General features: G+C 73.0%; 13 protein-coding genes. 9 read left to right on the top strand and 4 right to left on the bottom strand.

Going from position 1 to position 16,772, the window contains the following annotated elements; genetic code table 11:
* Positions 1 to 3: 3 nt before the first annotated feature.
* A complete protein-coding gene (locus R6Y94_RS27670; protein WP_318398893.1) occupies positions 4 to 918 on the bottom strand; it encodes a bifunctional 5,10-methylenetetrahydrofolate dehydrogenase/5,10-methenyltetrahydrofolate cyclohydrolase in 915 nt (304 codons plus the stop codon).
* Positions 919 to 1,195: 277 nt separating this feature from the next.
* Here R6Y94_RS27670 and R6Y94_RS27665 point away from each other — a divergent pair, with 277 nt between their 5' ends.
* Together R6Y94_RS27665 and R6Y94_RS27660 are read left to right on the top strand one after the other, a co-directional pair.
* Positions 1,196 to 2,014 carry a DUF4230 domain-containing protein gene (locus R6Y94_RS27665; RefSeq protein WP_318398784.1) on the top strand — a complete coding sequence of 273 codons (819 nt, stop codon included), beginning with the start codon at positions 1,196 to 1,198 and terminating at the stop codon, positions 2,012 to 2,014.
* Positions 2,011 to 2,904 (top strand): hypothetical protein, encoded by an 894-nt coding sequence (locus R6Y94_RS27660; RefSeq protein WP_318398783.1) that lies wholly within the window; start codon positions 2,011 to 2,013, stop codon positions 2,902 to 2,904. Before R6Y94_RS27665 ends, R6Y94_RS27660 begins: the two co-directional genes overlap by 4 nt.
* 50 nt (positions 2,905 to 2,954) lie before the next feature.
* Here R6Y94_RS27660 and R6Y94_RS27655 read toward each other — a convergent pair whose 3' ends face one another.
* Positions 2,955 to 3,161 (bottom strand): PspC domain-containing protein, encoded by a 207-nt coding sequence (locus R6Y94_RS27655; protein WP_318398782.1) that lies wholly within the window; start codon positions 3,159 to 3,161, stop codon positions 2,955 to 2,957.
* Positions 3,162 to 3,492: 331 nt separating this feature from the next.
* Here R6Y94_RS27655 and R6Y94_RS27650 point away from each other — a divergent pair, with 331 nt between their 5' ends.
* From R6Y94_RS27650 to R6Y94_RS27630, 5 genes are all read left to right on the top strand, one after another.
* Positions 3,493 to 4,863, top strand: a complete 1,371-nt coding sequence (locus tag R6Y94_RS27650) for an L-serine ammonia-lyase (RefSeq protein WP_318398781.1) — start codon at positions 3,493 to 3,495, stop codon at positions 4,861 to 4,863.
* A 225-nt stretch (positions 4,864 to 5,088) separates the two neighbouring features.
* A complete protein-coding gene (locus R6Y94_RS27645; RefSeq protein WP_318398780.1) occupies positions 5,089 to 5,916 on the top strand; it encodes an ABC transporter permease in 828 nt (275 codons plus the stop codon).
* An 11-nt stretch (positions 5,917 to 5,927) separates the two neighbouring features.
* Positions 5,928 to 6,662, top strand: a complete 735-nt coding sequence (locus R6Y94_RS27640) for an ABC transporter ATP-binding protein (RefSeq protein ID WP_412102905.1) — start codon at positions 5,928 to 5,930, stop codon at positions 6,660 to 6,662.
* Positions 6,662 to 8,791, top strand: a complete 2,130-nt coding sequence (locus R6Y94_RS27635; RefSeq protein ID WP_412102904.1) for a DUF5941 domain-containing protein — start codon at positions 6,662 to 6,664, stop codon at positions 8,789 to 8,791. The genes R6Y94_RS27640 and R6Y94_RS27635 overlap by 1 nt, the downstream gene beginning before the upstream one ends.
* Positions 8,792 to 8,875: 84 nt before the next feature.
* A complete protein-coding gene (locus R6Y94_RS27630) occupies positions 8,876 to 11,209 on the top strand; it encodes a CDP-glycerol:glycerophosphate glycerophosphotransferase (RefSeq protein WP_318398778.1) in 2,334 nt (777 codons plus the stop codon).
* A 16-nt stretch (positions 11,210 to 11,225) separates the two neighbouring features.
* On the opposite strand, the gene R6Y94_RS27625 is transcribed toward R6Y94_RS27630, so the two are convergent.
* Positions 11,226 to 11,591: a helix-turn-helix domain-containing protein gene (locus tag R6Y94_RS27625; protein WP_318398777.1), complete on the bottom strand. Its 366-nt coding sequence runs from the start codon at positions 11,589 to 11,591 to the stop codon at positions 11,226 to 11,228.
* 87 nt (positions 11,592 to 11,678) lie between these two features.
* Here R6Y94_RS27625 and R6Y94_RS27620 point away from each other — a divergent pair, with 87 nt between their 5' ends.
* Positions 11,679 to 12,782, top strand: a complete 1,104-nt coding sequence (locus R6Y94_RS27620) for an NAD(P)/FAD-dependent oxidoreductase (protein ID WP_318398776.1) — start codon at positions 11,679 to 11,681, stop codon at positions 12,780 to 12,782.
* A 69-nt stretch (positions 12,783 to 12,851) separates the two neighbouring features.
* On the opposite strand, the gene R6Y94_RS27615 is transcribed toward R6Y94_RS27620, so the two are convergent.
* Entirely contained in the window at positions 12,852 to 14,507 is a 1,656-nt protein-coding gene (locus R6Y94_RS27615) for a glycosyltransferase (protein WP_318398775.1), read from the bottom strand.
* Between the two features lie 155 nt (positions 14,508 to 14,662).
* Here R6Y94_RS27615 and R6Y94_RS27610 point away from each other — a divergent pair, with 155 nt between their 5' ends.
* Positions 14,663 to 16,681 (top strand): glycosyltransferase, encoded by a 2,019-nt coding sequence (locus tag R6Y94_RS27610; protein WP_318398774.1) that lies wholly within the window; start codon positions 14,663 to 14,665, stop codon positions 16,679 to 16,681.
* The last annotated feature ends 91 nt before the right edge of the window (positions 16,682 to 16,772 follow it).

Below are 16,772 nucleotides of genomic sequence, written 5' to 3'. Positions count from 1 at the left end.
AACCTATCGGTCGAGGTGTTCCGGGTCACCCGTCGCAGCGGTGGACTGCCGCTCGGCCAGTTCGACGGCGTTGCGGAACAGCATCGCCACGGTGGTCGGGCCGACCCCGCCGACCCGGGGCGTGATCGCCCCGGCGACCGACGCGCACGACTCGTCGAGGTCGGGCAGCAGCCGCCGTCCCTGGTAGCGGACCCCGCCGCCGATCGCGACCGCGCCGGGCCGCAGGTGCTCCGGCCGCACGATTCCGGGTACGCCCACCGCGGCGACCACGATGTCGGCCCGCCGGGTGTGCCGCGCCCAGTCGGGTACCCCGGAGTGCAGCACGGTCACCGCCGCGTCGGCGGTGGGTCGCTTCTGGCCGAGCAGCAGCGACAGCGGGCGGCCCAGGGTCGTACCGCGGCCGAGGATCACCACGTCACGGCCGGCGACCGGAATCTGGTGGAAGGCGAGCAGCGCCTCGATCCCGGCCGGGGTGCACGGCACCGGGCCGGGCAGCCCGGCGGCGAGCCGGCCCAGGCTCTCCGGGTGCAGCCCGTCGACGTCCTTGGCCGGGTCGATCGCGAGGATCGCCGCCGGGTAGTCCAGGTGGGCAATGGGGTGCTGCACCAGGATGGCGTGCACCTGTGGGTCCTCGTTGAACTCACGGATCGCCCGGACCAGGTCGGCCTGGCCGGCGGTGCCGGGCAGGTGGGTGTGCGGCGACGCGAAGCCGAGGTCGGTGGCGCGCCGCTGCTTCATCCGGATGTAGCCGGCGCTGGCAGAGTCGTCGCCGACCAGGATCGTCGCCAGGCTCGGCACGACACCGGCCCGGCGCAGCGCGGTGACCCGGGCGGTGACCTCGGCTAAGACCGCCTCGGCGACGGGACCACCGGGCAGCAGTCGGGCGGTGTGGACCTCGGAGGTGCGGGTCTCGGACACGGGCACGGGGCTTTTCCTCTCGACGTGGAAAGCCCCGGCGCCCAGGCGTACGGCGACGGAGTCGAGCCCGGCGCCCGCTTCCCGGTGGTGCTCCACCCGACGCCAGTCACGACCGCCACGGCGAGCCTACCTCCGGCTGTCCCACCACTGCCGGTGATGCCGTCCTGAGCTGGGCAAACGCGAGACTGACCCGGGCCGGTCGGGCTCGACTCGCGGGTGTCGTACCCGGGCCGTACCGTTTCCCTAGGTGCTCTTTGGACAAGGACGGTGAGGGCGGATGTCCCCAGAAGGCGATGTCAACCAGCCCACGCGTGAGTTCCCCGGCTATGCGAAAGGGCAGGCCACCCCGCCCGGCCCGGCCGACCCCTGGTCCGACGGCACGGCGGACGGCAGCCGGCCGTTCGACGCCGACGAGGCCCGGCCGGACCGGTCCGAACTGGAGCCGACCGGCGGGGGCCGGTGGGGTCGTGGCCTGTTCGTCCTGGTCGGCATCATCGGCGTGGTCGCCGTGCTGGTGCTCGGCGTGCAGGTCAGCGGGATCCTGCCGGACTGGCGCAATCCGTTCGCCAAGGAGGAGACCGACCGCAGCCAACCGCCGTTGCTGAAGTCGATCCAGGACCTCAGCCGATACGTCGCGGCCGAGGGCAACTTCGAGGTCGTCGTCGACCTGGAGCAGAACCGCAAATACGTCCCGGAGTTCCTGCTCGGCGAGCGCACCCTCTTCGTCGGGGCCGGCACCGTCGACGCGTACGTCGACTTCGGAGCGCTCCGCGACGACGCGGTGGTGGTCTCCGCCGACCGGAAGTCGGTGGAGATCAAGCTGCCGGCACCGCAGCTCGGCCAGGTCAACCTCGACCTGGAGCGCAGCTACGTCTTCGCCGAGAAGCGCGGCATCCTCAACCAGCTCGGCGAGGTCTTCGGCAGCGACCCGAACCGGCAGCGCGAGGTCTACCTCAGGGCCGAGCAGAAGATCGCCGACTCGGCCCGGAGCAGCGGGCTCGACGAGCGTGCCCAGGAGAACACCCGGAAGATGCTGGACCAGATGCTCCGGTCGCTCGGCTACGAGCAGGTCACCATCACCTACGTCCAGCCGTGACCGGCGCGGCCCTGAGCGTGCTGGCGGCACCGTCGGCGGACGAGCCACCACTGCTGTTCGGGGCCGCGATCTGGTCCATCCTGGTCATGGTGGTGGTCCTCGTCGCCAACCTGGTCGTACACCTGCTGCGGAGCTGGTTCGGTCCGCTCGACCGGCTGGTCGAGGGGGCCCGGCAGGACGTCTACCTCACCCACGTCCGGGGCCCGGCCGCCGCCGTGATCGTCGCGGCCACCAGCGGGTACGGCATCAACATCGTCACCGGGGACGGTGACTCCCTGCTGGCGTACCTGGGCCTGCTGATGGCGCTGCCGCTGCCGCTGGCCATGGTCATCTGGGCCGGTGTCCGGGCGGTACGCCAGGCCGATTTCGCGCAGGTGTGGCCGCCGGAGTCGATACCGGTCGACGACCGGGTGAAGGTCCGCCACGTGCTCCGGCGGGTGCGCGCCGAGGCGGAAAGGCTCGCCGGGATGCCGGCCGGGGAACGGGACCGGCTCGGCGCGCTGTTGACGAAACTCACCGACGAGACGGTGCCGGCGCTGCACGCCCGACGCGACCGCGGGCTGCGGCGATGGCTGCGCGACCATCTGGTGATCTCTGTCGGACTCGGCGTGTGGAGCGTGCTCACCGTCGTCGCCGTCGCGGTCGCCCTGGCATCCGACCACGACGGACCGGGGCGGATCGCCGCGGTCGTCGCCGGGTTCGCGGTCGTGGTCGTCGGCATCCAGGCCGGGCTGTTGGCCGTGCTACGCCGGCGGAGCCGATACCGGTCCGCCCTGCTCGCCGACGAGGTCGAGGCGACCGCCGGTGGCATCCGGCGACGCATCACGGAACAGCGCCTCGGCCTGGGCAGCGGTCCGGCCGACTTGCCCGGGCAGCGTCGACGGGGCTGACCGCCCGGCCGGCAGCATCGGCGCCGCCGAGCCGGGCCGTTGTGGTCGGGTCAGTGCGCCGCGACGTAGTGGCGGTCCTCGTTCGGCATGATGATCCAGAGCGCCAGGTAGACCACCACCTGCGTGCCGGGCAGCAGCAGCGAGAGGATGAAGAGCAGCCGCATCATTCCGGCGGACATGCCGAAGCGGCGGGCCAGGCCGGCGCAGACACCGGCGATCATGCGGTTGTCCCGGGGGCGGGTGAGCTTGCGGCTCATCGACGTCTCCTCTGATAACAGTGGAACGGGCGGCTGATTCCACGGTAGGAACGGGTGGCTGCGCCGCCCTCGGCCTCCAGACGGATCCGGACACCACGTACCCGTAGGTACTTACCCGGGCGGGGCCGGGCGGACACCCGGGTCCGGTGCCGGCGGCCGGGGCGGGAGTGTTCCGCCGGCCGTCCCGCCCGCCGGCCCCGGGTGACCCACGCGGCCCGGGCCGGCGCCGGGTAGGCTCGCGGACCGGCAGCTCAGGGGCATGCTTGGGGGAACAGCGGCGACCGCCCGGCGGCCGGGGGCCGGCAACGGGGCCGGCCCGGGAGGAGTTTCGATGATCAGCGCTTTCGACCTGTTCACGGTCGGGATCGGGCCGTCCAGTTCGCACACCGTCGGTCCGATGCGGGCCGCCCGGACCTTCGCGGCCGGGCTCAAGGCCGACGGGCTGCTCGCGGAGACCGCCCGGGTACGCGCCGAACTCTTCGGCTCGCTCGGCGCCACCGGGCACGGGCACGGCAGTGGGCCGGCCGTACTGCTGGGGCTGCTCGGGGAGGCGCCGGAGACGGTCGACCCGGACCGGGTCGCCGAGACCGTTGCCGGGATCCGAGCCAGCGGCCGGCTGGGCGTACTCGGCGCGCACGAGGTGGACTTCGACGCCGACCGGGACCTGGTGCTGCACCGCCGCCGGTCGTTGCCGTTCCATCCGAACGGGATGACCTTCACCGCGTACGACCCGGCGGGTGGACCGCTGCGGGCCCGGACCTACTACTCGGTGGGCGGCGGGTTCGTGGTGGACGAGACCGCGACCGGCGCGGACCGGATCAAGCCGGACAGCACCCGGGTCCGGCACCCCTTCGGTACCGGGGCCGAGCTGCTGGCCCTGACCGCCGAGACCGGGCTGCCGATCAGCGGGATCATGCTCGCCAACGAGCGGTCGTGGCGGAGCGAGTCGGAGATCCGCGCCGGCCTGCTGGAGATCTGGCGGGTGATGCGGGAGTGCGTCGACCGGGGCAGCCGGCGGGACGGGACGCTGCCAGGCGGGCTGCGGGTCCGGCGCCGCGCCGCCGAGCTGCGGCGGAGTCTGGAGGCGGACCCCGGGTCGGCCGACCCGCTGCGGGTGATGGACTGGGTGACGCTGTTCGCGCTCGCGGTCAACGAGGAGAACGCGGCCGGCGGCCGGGTGGTGACCGCCCCGACGAACGGCGCGGCCGGGATCATCCCGGCGGTGCTGCACTACTACACCCGGTTCGTGCCGGGGGCGTCCGAGGAGGGCGTACTGCGTTTCCTGCTCGCCGCCGCCGCGATCGGCGTGCTGTTCAAGGAGAACGCCTCGATCTCCGGTGCCGAGGTCGGCTGCCAGGGCGAGGTCGGGTCCGCCTGCTCGATGGCGGCCGCCGGGCTGGCCGAGGCGCTGGGCGGTACGCCGGCCCAGGTGGAGAACGCCGCCGAGATCGGCATGGAGCACAACCTGGGGCTGACCTGCGATCCGGTCGGTGGCCTGGTGCAGATCCCCTGCATCGAGCGGAACGCGGTGGCCAGCATCAAGGCGATCACGGCGGCTCGGCTGGCGCTGCGCGGCGACGGGAAGCACGCCGTCTCGCTGGACAAGGTGATCAAGACGATGCGGGAGACCGGCGCCGACATGAAGGTCAAGTACAAGGAGACCGCCCGGGGCGGGCTCGCGGTCAACGTCATCGAGTGCTGAGCCACCGGCTGACCGGCTTTCGGGTGACTGATCGGCCGTCGGGCTGGTAGCCGGCCGTCCGGTGTACGGCGGGCGTCTCCGAGGTGGCGTGCGGACGGCCGTCGGGTAGCGTTGGCACGTTGTCCGGGGCGATGCCGTGGCCCGGTCGATCCTTATTTGGGTGATTTTCCCGACTGCTACCCTATGTCGGGCTCGACTGGTCGGACCGTGACGCGGGAGGCGGCTGTGACGTCTGGCGTGGTGGCGGTGTGGTCGCACCGCAACACGCTGCGGCTGCTCGTCCGGCGGGACCTGGCGGTGAAATACCAGCAGTCGGTGCTGGGCTACCTCTGGTCGCTGATCGAGCCGCTCGGCATGGGCGTCATCTACTTCTTCGTCTTCGGCGTGCTCTACCGGTCGGCCACCGACCGGCACCTCGGCGACGCCGCCGACTCGTACCCGCTCTTCCTGATCACCGGAATCTTCGCCTGGATGTGGACCAGTTCGGCGATCAGCGAGGCGACCGCCGCGCTCACCGGGCAGGCCCGGTTGATCACCACGATGAACCTGCCCCGGGAGGTCTTCCCGATCGGCCGGGTCGCCGGTCGGTTCGCCGAATACCTCGCCGGACTGCCGATCCTGGTCGGCGTCGCGATCGTCTACGCCTCGCTCGACAGGATCGAGTTCGGCTGGTCGCTGCTGGCGCTGCCGCTGGCGGTGCTGATCCAGGCGACCCTGCTGGTCGGGATCGCGCTGCTGCTCTCCTCGCTCAACGTGCTGATGCGGGACATCGAGCGGCTGATGCGGCTGGTCACCCGGGTGCTCTTCTACGCCACCCCGATCATCTATCCGCTGACCCTGGTCCGGGACTCCTCGCTGCCGGACTGGGTCAAGATCGTGTACGAGCTGAACCCGCTGGTCGGGATCTTCCAGCTCCACCACGCGGTCTGGTACCCGGACGAGTTCCCCGACGCCCGGCTGCTCGGCGTGGCGGTCGGCGGCAGCCTGCTCGTGCTGCTCGCCGGCTGGTGGGTGTTCCGCCGGCTCGAACCCGCCGTCCTGAAGGAGCTGTAGTGGCCGGGGCGATGGTGCAGGCGGAGGAGCTGGGGATCCGGTTCGTCCGCAACCGGCGGCGCAACCTGCGGCTGCGGGAGATGTTCATCCACCGGGGCGGCCGGCAGCCCGCCTCCGGGGTCTTCTGGCCGCTGCGCAACGTCTCGTTCTCGGTCGCCGCCGGCGATACCGTCGGGATCATCGGCCGCAACGGCACCGGCAAGAGCACCCTGCTCCGGCTGATCGCCGGGGTGCTGATCCCGGACGAGGGCCGGATCCGGGTGGGCGGGGCGGTCGCACCGCTGCTGGAACTCTCCGCCGGCTTCTCCAACGACCTGACCGGGCGGGAGAACGTGCACCTGGTCGGCTCGCTGCACGGACTCAGCCCGCGCTTCCTGCGCCGGCACTTCGACGAGATCATCGAATTCTCCGGCGAGCAGATCGCCAAGGCCATCGACACCCCGGTCCGGCACTACTCGTCCGGGATGAAGGTGCGGCTCGGCTTCTCGGTGATCGCCCAGCTCCAGCACCCGGTGCTGCTGATGGACGAGGTGACGGCGGTCGGCGACGCCGACTTCCGGAAGAAGTGCTACGACACCATCGACCGGCTGATCGCCGAGGGCCGTACCGTGATGCTGGTCTCGCACAACGAAAACGATCTCACCCGGTTCTGTAGCCGGGGACTCTACTTCGACGGAGGACGATTGCGGGTGGACGGCACCATACGCGAGGCTCTTGACGCATACCACGACGTGGTCAGGCCGTGATGCTGGCGATCCTGCTCACCCCCACCCGGCCGGGCGCGCCGCTGACCCGCCCCGACGGGATGCCGCTGGCCGCCGCACTCCGGGAGCAGTTGCGCGCGGCCGGCGCCCGGGACGTTGTCAGCACCGACGATCCGGGCGAGGTCGCCGTGCTGGCCGGCACCGCCCGGGAGCCGGTACTGCTCTGCTCCGGCGACCTGGTCGCGCACACCGCCGTACTCCGGCACCTGGCCAGCAGTCCGATGCCCGGCACGGCCGCCCTGGTGCTGCCCGAGCCGGGCGCCGGCCCGGTCGGCGTGGTCGAGGACCGTAACCAGGTGGTCGCCGCCGGCCCGGCCGGCGAGGCCGGCACCGCCGGGACGCTGACCGCCGCGCCGACCGGTGCCTCCGGCGGAGCGGTACGCGTCGGCGTGTCCGACCTGCCCGCCCTGGTCGCCGCGGCCCGGGCCGTCGCCGAGGCACCCGCCGCACCCGCCGATCCGGTACCGCTGCTGGACCGGCTACTCGCCGCGCTGACCCGCCCCGGACCGGCATCCGGCACCGGCATCACGATCTTCGCCCACCGGGTACGCCTGCTCGTCGCCCGCCGGGTCGCCGATCCGGCGGCGCTGGCCGAGGCCGAGGCGGCGGTGGCGGCGGTCGACTCCGACCGGGCCGAGTTGCGGCTCTCGGTCAAGGAGAAGGACGACTTCTTCACCACGTACTTCGTCAGCACCTGGTCGCCGTGGGTGACCAAGCTCTGCGCCCGGCTCCGGCTCACCCCGACCGGGGTCACCGCGATTTCGGTCGCCTTCGCGCTGGCGGCGGCGGTGCTCTTCGCCGTCGGTGGCCGGCCGGCCCTGGTCGGCGGGGCGATCCTGCTCTACCTCGGCTTCGTGCTCGACTGCGTGGACGGGCAGTTGGCCCGGTACACCCGGCACTTCAGCCCGTGGGGCGGCTGGCTGGACACCATCGCCGACCGGGCCAAGGAATACCTGGTCTACGCCGGCCTCGGCATCGGGGTCGAACGGGCCGGCGGCCCCGGCTGGGCGCTGGCGATCGCCGCGATCACCCTGCAGACCGTCCGGCACATGACCGACACCTGGTACGGCGCGCTGCACGACGAGGCGGCCAAGCGCCCCAAGCCGGCCGGGCAGCCGGCTGCCGGCGGGCTCGGCGACCGGCTCAGCCAGGCGTCGAACCGGGTGCAGGCCGACACCGGCTCGCTGACGTACTGGGCGAAGCGCACCGTGGTCTTTCCGATCGGCGAGCGGTGGGCTCTGATCGCGCTGACCGTGGCGATCTTCAATCCGCTGGTCAGCCTGGTCGCGGTACTGGTCTGGGGCGGGCTGGCGGCGGCGTACACGCTGGTGCTGCGTACCCTGCGGGCCCGGTCGATGCGGGTGGCGGTGCTGACCGGGGTCGACACCACGCTGCACCGCGACGACGGCCCGGCGGTCCGCTGGCTCGCCGCGCTCGGTCGTGGTGCCGGGCTGCCCGGGCCGCTGCCGCTGGCCCTGCTCGGGGTGCTGGCCGGGCTGGCCCTGCTCGGTGCCGGTCTGGCCGGGCTCGGCACCGGGCCGGCGCGCTGGCTGGTGCCGCTCGCGGTGCTGGTGGTGCTGATCGCCGGGCTGCCGGCGGCGACACCGCACGGCGGCGCGCTGGACTGGCTGGTGCCGGCCGCGCTGCGGGCCGCCGAATACCTGCTGGTGATCGGGACCGGACTGCTGGTCGACGCGGACGGTGCGGTGATCTTCGCGCTGCTCTTCGTGCTGGCCCTGCGGCACTACGACCTCACCGCCCGGCTGGAGAAGCGGGAGCGGGCGCCGCTGATGCACGCGCTCGGCCTGGGCTGGGACGGCCGGCTGCTCCTGCTCGCCGTCGCCGTACTCGCCGGCCCGGTCGCCGGCCGGGTGGCGCTGCTGGTGCTCACCGGCTATCTATCGGCGATTTTCGTAGTGAACGCGCTCCGTGGCTGGGTATCCAGGGACATTCCCGCGCCACGACAGCCGGCCGACGCCGCCGTCGGGTCCGGTGGCCATCCCGCCGCCTCCGACGCGTTCGCGACCGCCGGGGCGGGGGAGGGCCACGCCGCGACCCCGGGGCGACCGGACCGGACCGGGACGCCCGAGCGGCGGGAGTGGGACGGGTGACGCCGCCGGCGGGATGACCGGGCACCTGCACGGGCGGCGCGGCGGAAAGGGACGGATGACGCTGCCAGCGGGGGTACGGCGCCGATGGCGCTGATCAGTTTTGTCGTACCGGTCTACCGGGTGCAGGGCTACCTGCGGGAGTGCCTCGACTCGATCCTGGGCCAGCCGGTGGCCGACGTCGAGGTGGTGGTGGTCGACGACTGCTCGCCGGACAGTTGCGGCGAGATCATCGCCGAGTACGCCGCCCGGGACGACCGGATCCGGGTGGTGACCCTGGACCGGAACGTCGGGCTGGGCGAGGCCCGCAACATCGGCCTCGACCTGGCCACCGGCGAGTACGTCTGGTTCCTGGACAGCGACGACTGGCTGGTCGACGGCTGCCTGCCGGCGGTGGCGGAACGGCTGCGCCGAATCGGGCCGGAGGTGCTGCTCGTCGACCACGTCCGGGCGTACTGGGACCACCGGACGCTCGGCAGCGGCCTGGACCGGACGGTGCCGGACTCCGGCGCCGAGGTCTTCGCCGTCCGGGACCGGCCGGAGGTGCTCGGCCTGCTGCACACCGCCTGGAACAAGGTGGTACGCCGCCGCTTCCTGGTCGACTCCGACCTGCGGTTCGGCCCGGGCTGGTACGAGGACGTGTCGTTCAGCTATCCGGTGCTGCTCGCCGCCGGCCGGATCAGCGTGCTGGACGCGGTCTGCGTCAACTACCGGCAGCGGCGTTCCGGCGCCATCACCCGAACCCGGGACGACCGGCACTTCGAGGTGTTCCCGCACTGGCACCGGGTCTTCGAGCTGATGGCGCGTTGGGGCCCGGAGTACGACGACCTCCGACCGCTGATCTTCGAGCGGATGGTCTGGCACTACCTGATCGTGCTGGGCAACGGACGGCGGCTCTCCCCGGAACTGCGCCGCAGCTTCTTCGACCAGGTGGTGGCGGACTACCGGCGCTGGCTGCCGCCGGGCGGCTACCGGGTGCCGGGTGGGGTCGACGGGCTGAAGCACCGGCTGGTGGCCGGCGGCCACTGGCGGACGTACGCCGTGCTGCGCGCGCTGCACCACTCCCGGCGGGGCGGGGTCCGGCGACTGGCCCACCGGTCGCTGCCGGCGCTGCCGTCGTCGCGCTCGCGCCGCCCGGCGTCCCCGGCCGCGTTGGCCCGGCTGCCGGCCGTGCTGTCCGGGGTCGCCCGGCTGCCCCGGGACGGGCTGCTCCGGGCGTACTACCACGCGCAGTTGCGCCGTCCACTCGATCCGGCGCTGGCGCTCTACGCCGCGTACTGGTACCGCGGCTACGCCTGCAATCCGGCGGCGGTCTACGAGAAGGCCCGCGAGCTGACCCCGTGGATCCGGGGCGTCTGGGTGGTACGCCGGGACCTGGTCTCCCGCCTGCCGCCCGGGGTGCCGTACGTGGTGGCCGGCACCCGGCCGTACTTCCGGGCGCTGGCCCGGGCGAGGTGGCTGGTCAACAACGTGAACTTTCCGGACTACGTGGTCAAGCGGCCCGGCTCCGTGCACCTGCAGACCCATCACGGCACCCCGGTGAAGGTGATGGGGCTGGACCAGCAGCGCTATCCGCGCGGCGCGGCCGGGCTGGACTTCCCCGGACTGCTGCGCCGGATCGACCGCTGGGACTACAGCCTCAGCGCCAACACCTTCTCCACGCAGATGTGGGAACGGGCCTATCCGGCGGAGTACCGGACGCTGGAGGTCGGCTATCCGCGCAACGACCGGCTGGTGAACGCCGGGCCCGCCGAGGTCGAGGCCGTCCGGCGCCTGCTCGGCATCGACCCCGGCGAGCGGGTGGTGCTGTACGCGCCGACCCACCGGGAGCACCGGCCCGGGTACTCGCCACCGTTCGACCCCGGTGCGCTGCTTGAGGTACTCGGTCCGGCGGGCCGGCTGCTGGTCCGGGGCCACTATCTCGACCCGGACGCCCGCCCCGCCCCGGAGTCTCCGGCCGCCGTCGGCGAAGCTTGTAGACCAGCATCCGTCGGCGCCCTGACCGGTGCGGCGGCATTCCCGACCGGCGGCCCCGCGACGCCAGCCGGTCCGGACCGGGTACGGGACGTCACGGGCCATCCCTCGGTGGAGGACCTCTACCTCGCCGCCGACGTACTGGTCACCGACTACTCGTCCGCGATGTTCGACTACGCCGCGCTGGACCGGCCGATCGTGGTCTACGCACCGGACTGGGCCGAGTACCGGGGCGAGCGCGGGGTCTATCTCGACGTGCTCGCCGAGGCGCCGGGGGTGGCGGTGACGGGGTTTCCGGAGCTGCTGACGGCGTTCCGGGCGGGTGCGGTGGACGGCGTGCCGGCCACCCTGGCCCGGGAACGTTTCCGGCGCCGCTTCTGCGCGCTGGACGACGGCCGGGCGGCCGAGCGGGTGGTCCGGCGGGTCTTCCTCGGCGAGCCCGACTGAGCTGGCCGAGGCGAGGCTAGGACTTCTCGTCGCCGGGCAGGTGCTCGGTGGCCCAGCGGGAGATCTGCTCCAGGGCGGGCATCAGCGCCTGACCCCGCTCGGTCAACTGGTAGGAGACCGCGATCGGCGGCCCCTCCTGGACGGTCCGGACGATCAGGCCGTGTTCGGTCAGTTCGGCCAGCCGGTCGGAGAGCACCGAGTCGCTGACCTTGCCGACGGCCCGGGAGACCTCGCGGAAGCCGGCCGGGCCGGCGCGCAGGCTGCCGAGCACCGGGGCGGTCCACCGCTTGCCGAGCACCGCGAAGGCCCTGGCCAGCGACGCGTCCGCCCGGGCGCAGCCATCCGGGCCGGGGACCTCGGGGGTCGGCCTGGTCAGCGGCATACCGGAATACTATCGCTTCCGATGCCGCTAGCATTTCAGAAGCAGCTAGCATAAGCCGTGCAACTTCTAACTCTTGCTGGGAGCACAATGAGCGAGCAGACCGACCCGCGGCCGAGCGTGCTGGTGGTGGGTGGCGGATATGGCGGGATCAACGCGGCGAAGGCGCTGGACGACGTCGCCGAGGTGACCCTGGTCGACCCGACCGAGGCGTTCACGCACAACGTGGCGGCCTGGCGGGCGCTGGTCGAGCCGGAATGGCTGGACCGGATCTTCTTTCCCTACGAGCACCTGCTCAAGCGCGGGCGCTTCGTCCGGGACCGGGTGGTGACGGCCGACGGCCGGGAGGTCACCCTCGGCTCCGGCGAGCGCCTCACCCCGGACTACCTGGTGCTGGCGACCGGATCGTCGTACCCGTTCCCGGCGAAGGTGGACGAGCCCGACCTGGCCACCACGCGGGACCGGATCCGGAACGCGCACGCCGTGCTGCGCGACGCCGAGCGGGTGCTGCTGGTCGGTGCCGGCCCGTCCGGGCTGGAGCTGGCCGGCGAGATCAAGGCGTACTTCCCGGAGAAGCACGTGATTGTCGCGGACGTCGCCCCCGACATCCTGCCCGGCCCGTACGAGCCGGAACTCCGCGAGGAGCTGCACCGGCAGCTCGACAAACTCGGCGTCGAGCTGCGGCTCGGCAGCCCGCTGGACCTGCCGACCGCCGAACCGGCCACCCGGGCCGCGATCTCGGTCCGCACCGGGGACGGCGACGAGCTGACCGCCGACGTCTGGTACCGCTGCTTCGGGGTCAGCCCGGCCACCGGCTACCTGCGCGGGGCGCTCGCCCAGGCTCGCGACGAGCGGGGCTACCTCCGGGTCGACGGCCAGTTGCGGGTCGACGGCCAGGACCGGGTCTTCGCGATCGGCGACATGGCCGACGCCGACCTCAACATGGCCGGTCGGGCGGGCATGCAGGGCAAGCTGATCGGGGCGAACATCCGCGCCATGATCACCGGGGAGGGCGAGCCCGCCGACTACCAGCCGATGCCGCCGGTGATCGTGGTGCCGCTCGGCCCCGAGGGTGGCGCCGGGCAGATGCCCGACGGCGTCAAGGGCCCGGAGGCGGCCGCCGGGATCAAGGGCCGGAGCATGCTGGTCGAGATGTACTCGGCGCTCTTCGACGCCGCTCCCGCACAGGGCTGAGCGGACCGCCGGCAGTCGTACACATGTTCTGTCCACGACCTGTGGATAGAACATGTGTACGACGGAGGATCATCGGTCGACCGGAGCGGACGGGCGGCGTACCCGCTGCCGGACCCGGTCGGCGGCGAGTCCGGCGTACCGGCCGGCGACGAACCGGGTGGCGGAGGCGAGTGACCGGATGCCGCCGACCGGGATCGTCTCCACCCCGGCCAGGGCCGCCTGCCGGGCCCGCTTGTCCGGCCGGACCACCAGTCGGGGCCGGGGCGAGGACCACTTGTTCTCCGGCAGCAGCCGCAGGTCGATCACCCCGAAGTCGTCGCCGCTGACCCAGCGCCGCCCGGCCACCTCGGCGACCGCCTCGTCGAGGGCCTCGTCGGGCCGGCGTACCCGGAAGGCGCGGCTGAGCGCGGAGGTACGCCAGAGCGACACCCCGTCGTCCGGTGCCGTCGCCCCGATCGGCAGCAGCCGGACCAGACCGACCTGCCACTGGTCGGCGACCGCCACCAGCCGGCGTACGGTGTCGGCGTCCACCCCCAGGTGTGACCCGAGTTCCAGCAGGTACGGCGCCGGGTACGCGGTCGTCGGCGGTTGCCCGGCCAACTCCACCCGGGGCTCCGAGCGGTACGTCGCGGCGAGCAGCCGCAGGTCCAGCAGTGGATCGGCCAGTACCGAGCGCCGGTCGTCGGTCAGTTCGGCCCAGTCCGCCACCAGCACCACCCGCAGGTCGGTCTGGTCGCCGGCGAGCAGCCGGTCGACGCAGGTGCGGACCATCTCGTACGGCCCGTCGGCCCGGACCGCCGCCACCACCAGCGGTACGGCCCAGCTCCGGTGCGCGGCGGAGCGCAGGTAGCGGGGCTGCGGCATCAGGTCGGCCAGGAACGGCCGGTTGTACCGGCGCAGCGCCTCGCCCCGGGCCATCATGTGTGACCGCCCGAGGTGCCAGCTCCGGGCCCGCGGCTCGGGCACGAACACCGCACCCGCCTGGGCCAGCCGGTAGCCGAACTCGGTGTCCTCGCCGAGCCGCAGTTCGGGGTTGAGCCCGCCGGTCTCGGCGTAGAGGCTGCGGGCCAGTGCGGCGGTGGCGCCGACGTGCGCCCGGAAGTTCAGGTGGTCGCCGCCGCGGAGCTGGTCGGTGTCGTCGATGAGGCGTTCGACGTACTCGTGCGGCTCGGAGTCGTCGAGCCGGAAGAGCCGGTCGGTGGTGCCGGCCGAGCAGCTCTCGGCGACCTGTTCCGGGGTGGGCCAGTCGGCGTCGACGAAACGTTTGTAGCCGAGGGTGACCACCTCGTCGCTGACGTGCTGCCAGCGGGCCTGCGCCGCCACATGCTCGGGAAAGACGACCATGTCGGCGTCGAGCCAGTGCAGGATCTCGCCCTCGCTCTGCTCCGCGCCGACGTGCAGCGCGGTCGACCGGCCCCAGCCGCCCGCGTGGTCGGCGACCCGGAGCAGCCGGCAGTTGTCGGGGCGGATCCGGGGCAGGACCAGCGGCGGGTCGCTGCCGTCGTCGACCACCACCGCCTCCAGCAACCCCGACGGGTACGTCTGGGCGTGCAACGCGGCGAGGGTGAGGTCGAGGGAGGGTTGGCAGTCGTGGGCCGGGATGATCAGCGAAACCGACCGGGTCGGCTGCCAGCCGCCCAGCTCGGGTGGGGTGAGTCGACTCCAGTCGTTCCGGAACAACCGGACCGGGGAGTGGGCCGTGGTGGCCCGGGAAGGGCTGGACACGCGGCACAGTGTAACTACCCGGTTGCCGAGAGCTGATATTCGCGCGCCGCGTGGCGGGTGTCGGTCGAAATCAGCCGGTCGGTCGACTACTGTAAGTGCCTTCGCGATAGCGCCACGTAGGTTGGCGTCGGTGGTCGGCCGACGAAGGGATCGGCGTGCCAGGCAGGGACGACCCGGAGAAGTACCTCCGCTGGCGGGTTGCCGTCGGCGAACCCGACGGCCGGCGACGGTGGCCGCTGGTCACGCTCGGCTCCCGACTGACCGAGATACCCGGCCCGCCCGGGCCGAACCGGGTGCCCCGGCAGGGCCCGGCGGCGGACCGGGCGGTCGGTGCCGGACCGGCCTGGCACCGGATGTTCGTCGGCCGGATGGCCGTCGCCGCCCGGTCCGTGAACTGGCTGCGGTACCTGCTCGACCACCCGGTCGGGTTGACCCGGGTACGCCGGGTCAGCGTCGTCGTGCAGGAGTGGGAAATCCCGCAGCGCGGCTGGTCCGGCCGGCTGGGGCCGGTGCCGCACCTGCTCGCCCAGCGGATCACGCTGCCCCGGCACGACCGGGGCCGGGCGGCGGCCGAGATCGAGCTGCGCTGGTCCGTACCGTTCCGTTCGGTGCTGGCCGCCGTGCTGCCGCTGCTCACCCCGATCCGTCCACTGCCGACTCCGGGCAGCCCGGAGGTGACCGCCCAGGATGTCTTCCCCGGCTGGTTGGGCGCCGGACCCAACCTCGCCGTCGCCGCGGGGGAACTGCCCGGCAACCCGGCCGTCCGGCCGTACGACCTGGTGCTCCGACCGGACGGCGCCAGCCCGTCGGTGGCCGGGGACGCGGCCGGTACGGCGTACCGGTCCCGGCTGACCGTCGACCGGTTGGGCGTGCCGGACACCGAGGACGGCGGCCGGACCGGGCCGGTACTGCTCGACGCCGAACACGCCGTCCCGGTCGGCCGGTACGGGCCGTTCGGGCCGGACGCGCCCCGGGCCGAGCTGAGCTTCTCCCCTGGCCCGGACGGCGGGAGCTGGCGGATCCGGGGACCGGACGGGCTGGACTGTCAGGGTCGGCTCGACCGGCCGTGGCTGACCGAGCGGACCTGGGCGGCGCTGGCCGGGATCGGGCTGCTCGACTGCGCGGTGCCCGGGCTGCGGCCCCGGGCCGAGGCCGCACTGCTGCTGCACCTCGCGCTGACCGGCGTACTGGTGCGGGCACCCGGCCTGCCGGTCTCCTGCCGGGCGCAGTTGGCCGACGAGGTGGTCGAACTGTTCCGTGCCCCGCTGCCCGCCCGACCGACCGGTCGGCCCGACCCGGAGACCAAGCTGGAGTGGGAGGCCCGGGCGGTACGCCAGCGCCGGGCGGTGCTGCGCCGGCACGCCCGGGGCTTCGCGCTGCCCCGGCTGGCGGCGGCCACCTTTCCCGGCCTCGGCGCGTTGCCGCCGGTCTCGGTGCTGCTGGTGACCCGTCGGCTGGAGCACGTCCTCGACGCGGTCGCGACGGTCGCGGCGCAGAGCTATCCGGACCTGGAGATCGTGCTCTGCCTGCACGGCGTGGGGCTGCCGGTCGGGCTGCGCCAGCGGCTGGCCGACTGCGGGCGGCCGGTCGAGGTCGTCGAGGTGCCGGCCGGGCAGAGCTTCGGCGAGGCGCTGGTCGCGGCCACCGCCCGGGCCCGGGGCACCCTGGTGACGAAGTTCGACGACGACGACACGTACGGGCCCGAGCACGTCTGGGATCTCGTCCTCGCCCGGCACCACTCCGGTGCGACGATGGTCGGCAAGGCGGCCGAGTTCGTCTATCTCGGTGCGCTGGACACCACCGTACGGCGGGACGCGGGGGCGCCGGAGAGCTTCGCCCCGGTCGTCGCCGGCGGCACGATTCTGATCGGCCGAGGCGACCTGGCCGAGGTCGGTGGTTGGCGCCCGGTGCCGAGTTCGGTCGACCGGGGGCTGCTCGACCGGGTCCGCCGGGCCGGCGGGCTGGTCTACCGGACACATCCGCTCGGCTACGTCTATCGGCGCCGGCCAGCCGGACACACCTGGGACCCCGGACTGGAGTACTTCCTGCGGGACAGCGGCGTGCAGTGGACCGGGCTGCCCCGGCACGGTGAATTCGGCACCTCCGGCACCGAGCCGGTGCCGCCGAACGGCCGGTGGAAGTTGCATCAACAGAGGTCAAATCGAGTCTGGTAACCGTCATGTCACAACGTGAACATGGCACGTTTACCCGATGGGCTTCTGTGATGATCCTCGTCACAGTCATTCCGGGGCCGGCCATAACGCT

It is taken from the genome of Plantactinospora sp. KLBMP9567 (assembly GCF_033446045.1).
In the GTDB taxonomy this organism is placed as follows: Bacteria; Actinomycetota; Actinomycetes; order Mycobacteriales; family Micromonosporaceae; genus Plantactinospora.
This window is presented reverse-complemented; position numbering and strand designations above follow the sequence as displayed.

Excerpts from the sequence above, each read along its gene's own strand:
- R6Y94_RS27665 (WP_318398784.1), top strand. The coding sequence starts at position 1,196 with ATGTCCCCAGAAGGCGATGTCAACCAGCCCACGCGTGAGTTCCCCGGC.
- R6Y94_RS27655 (WP_318398782.1), bottom strand. The coding sequence starts at position 3,161 with ATGAGCCGCAAGCTCACCCGCCCCCGGGACAACCGCATGATCGCCGGT.
- R6Y94_RS27650 (WP_318398781.1), top strand. The coding sequence starts at position 3,493 with ATGATCAGCGCTTTCGACCTGTTCACGGTCGGGATCGGGCCGTCCAGT.
- R6Y94_RS27640 (WP_412102905.1), top strand. The coding sequence starts at position 5,928 with ATGGTGCAGGCGGAGGAGCTGGGGATCCGGTTCGTCCGCAACCGGCGG.
- R6Y94_RS27635 (WP_412102904.1), top strand. The coding sequence starts at position 6,662 with ATGCTGGCGATCCTGCTCACCCCCACCCGGCCGGGCGCGCCGCTGACC.
- R6Y94_RS27630 (WP_318398778.1), top strand. The coding sequence starts at position 8,876 with ATGGCGCTGATCAGTTTTGTCGTACCGGTCTACCGGGTGCAGGGCTAC.
- R6Y94_RS27625 (WP_318398777.1), bottom strand. The coding sequence starts at position 11,591 with ATGCCGCTGACCAGGCCGACCCCCGAGGTCCCCGGCCCGGATGGCTGC.
- R6Y94_RS27620 (WP_318398776.1), top strand. The coding sequence starts at position 11,679 with ATGAGCGAGCAGACCGACCCGCGGCCGAGCGTGCTGGTGGTGGGTGGC.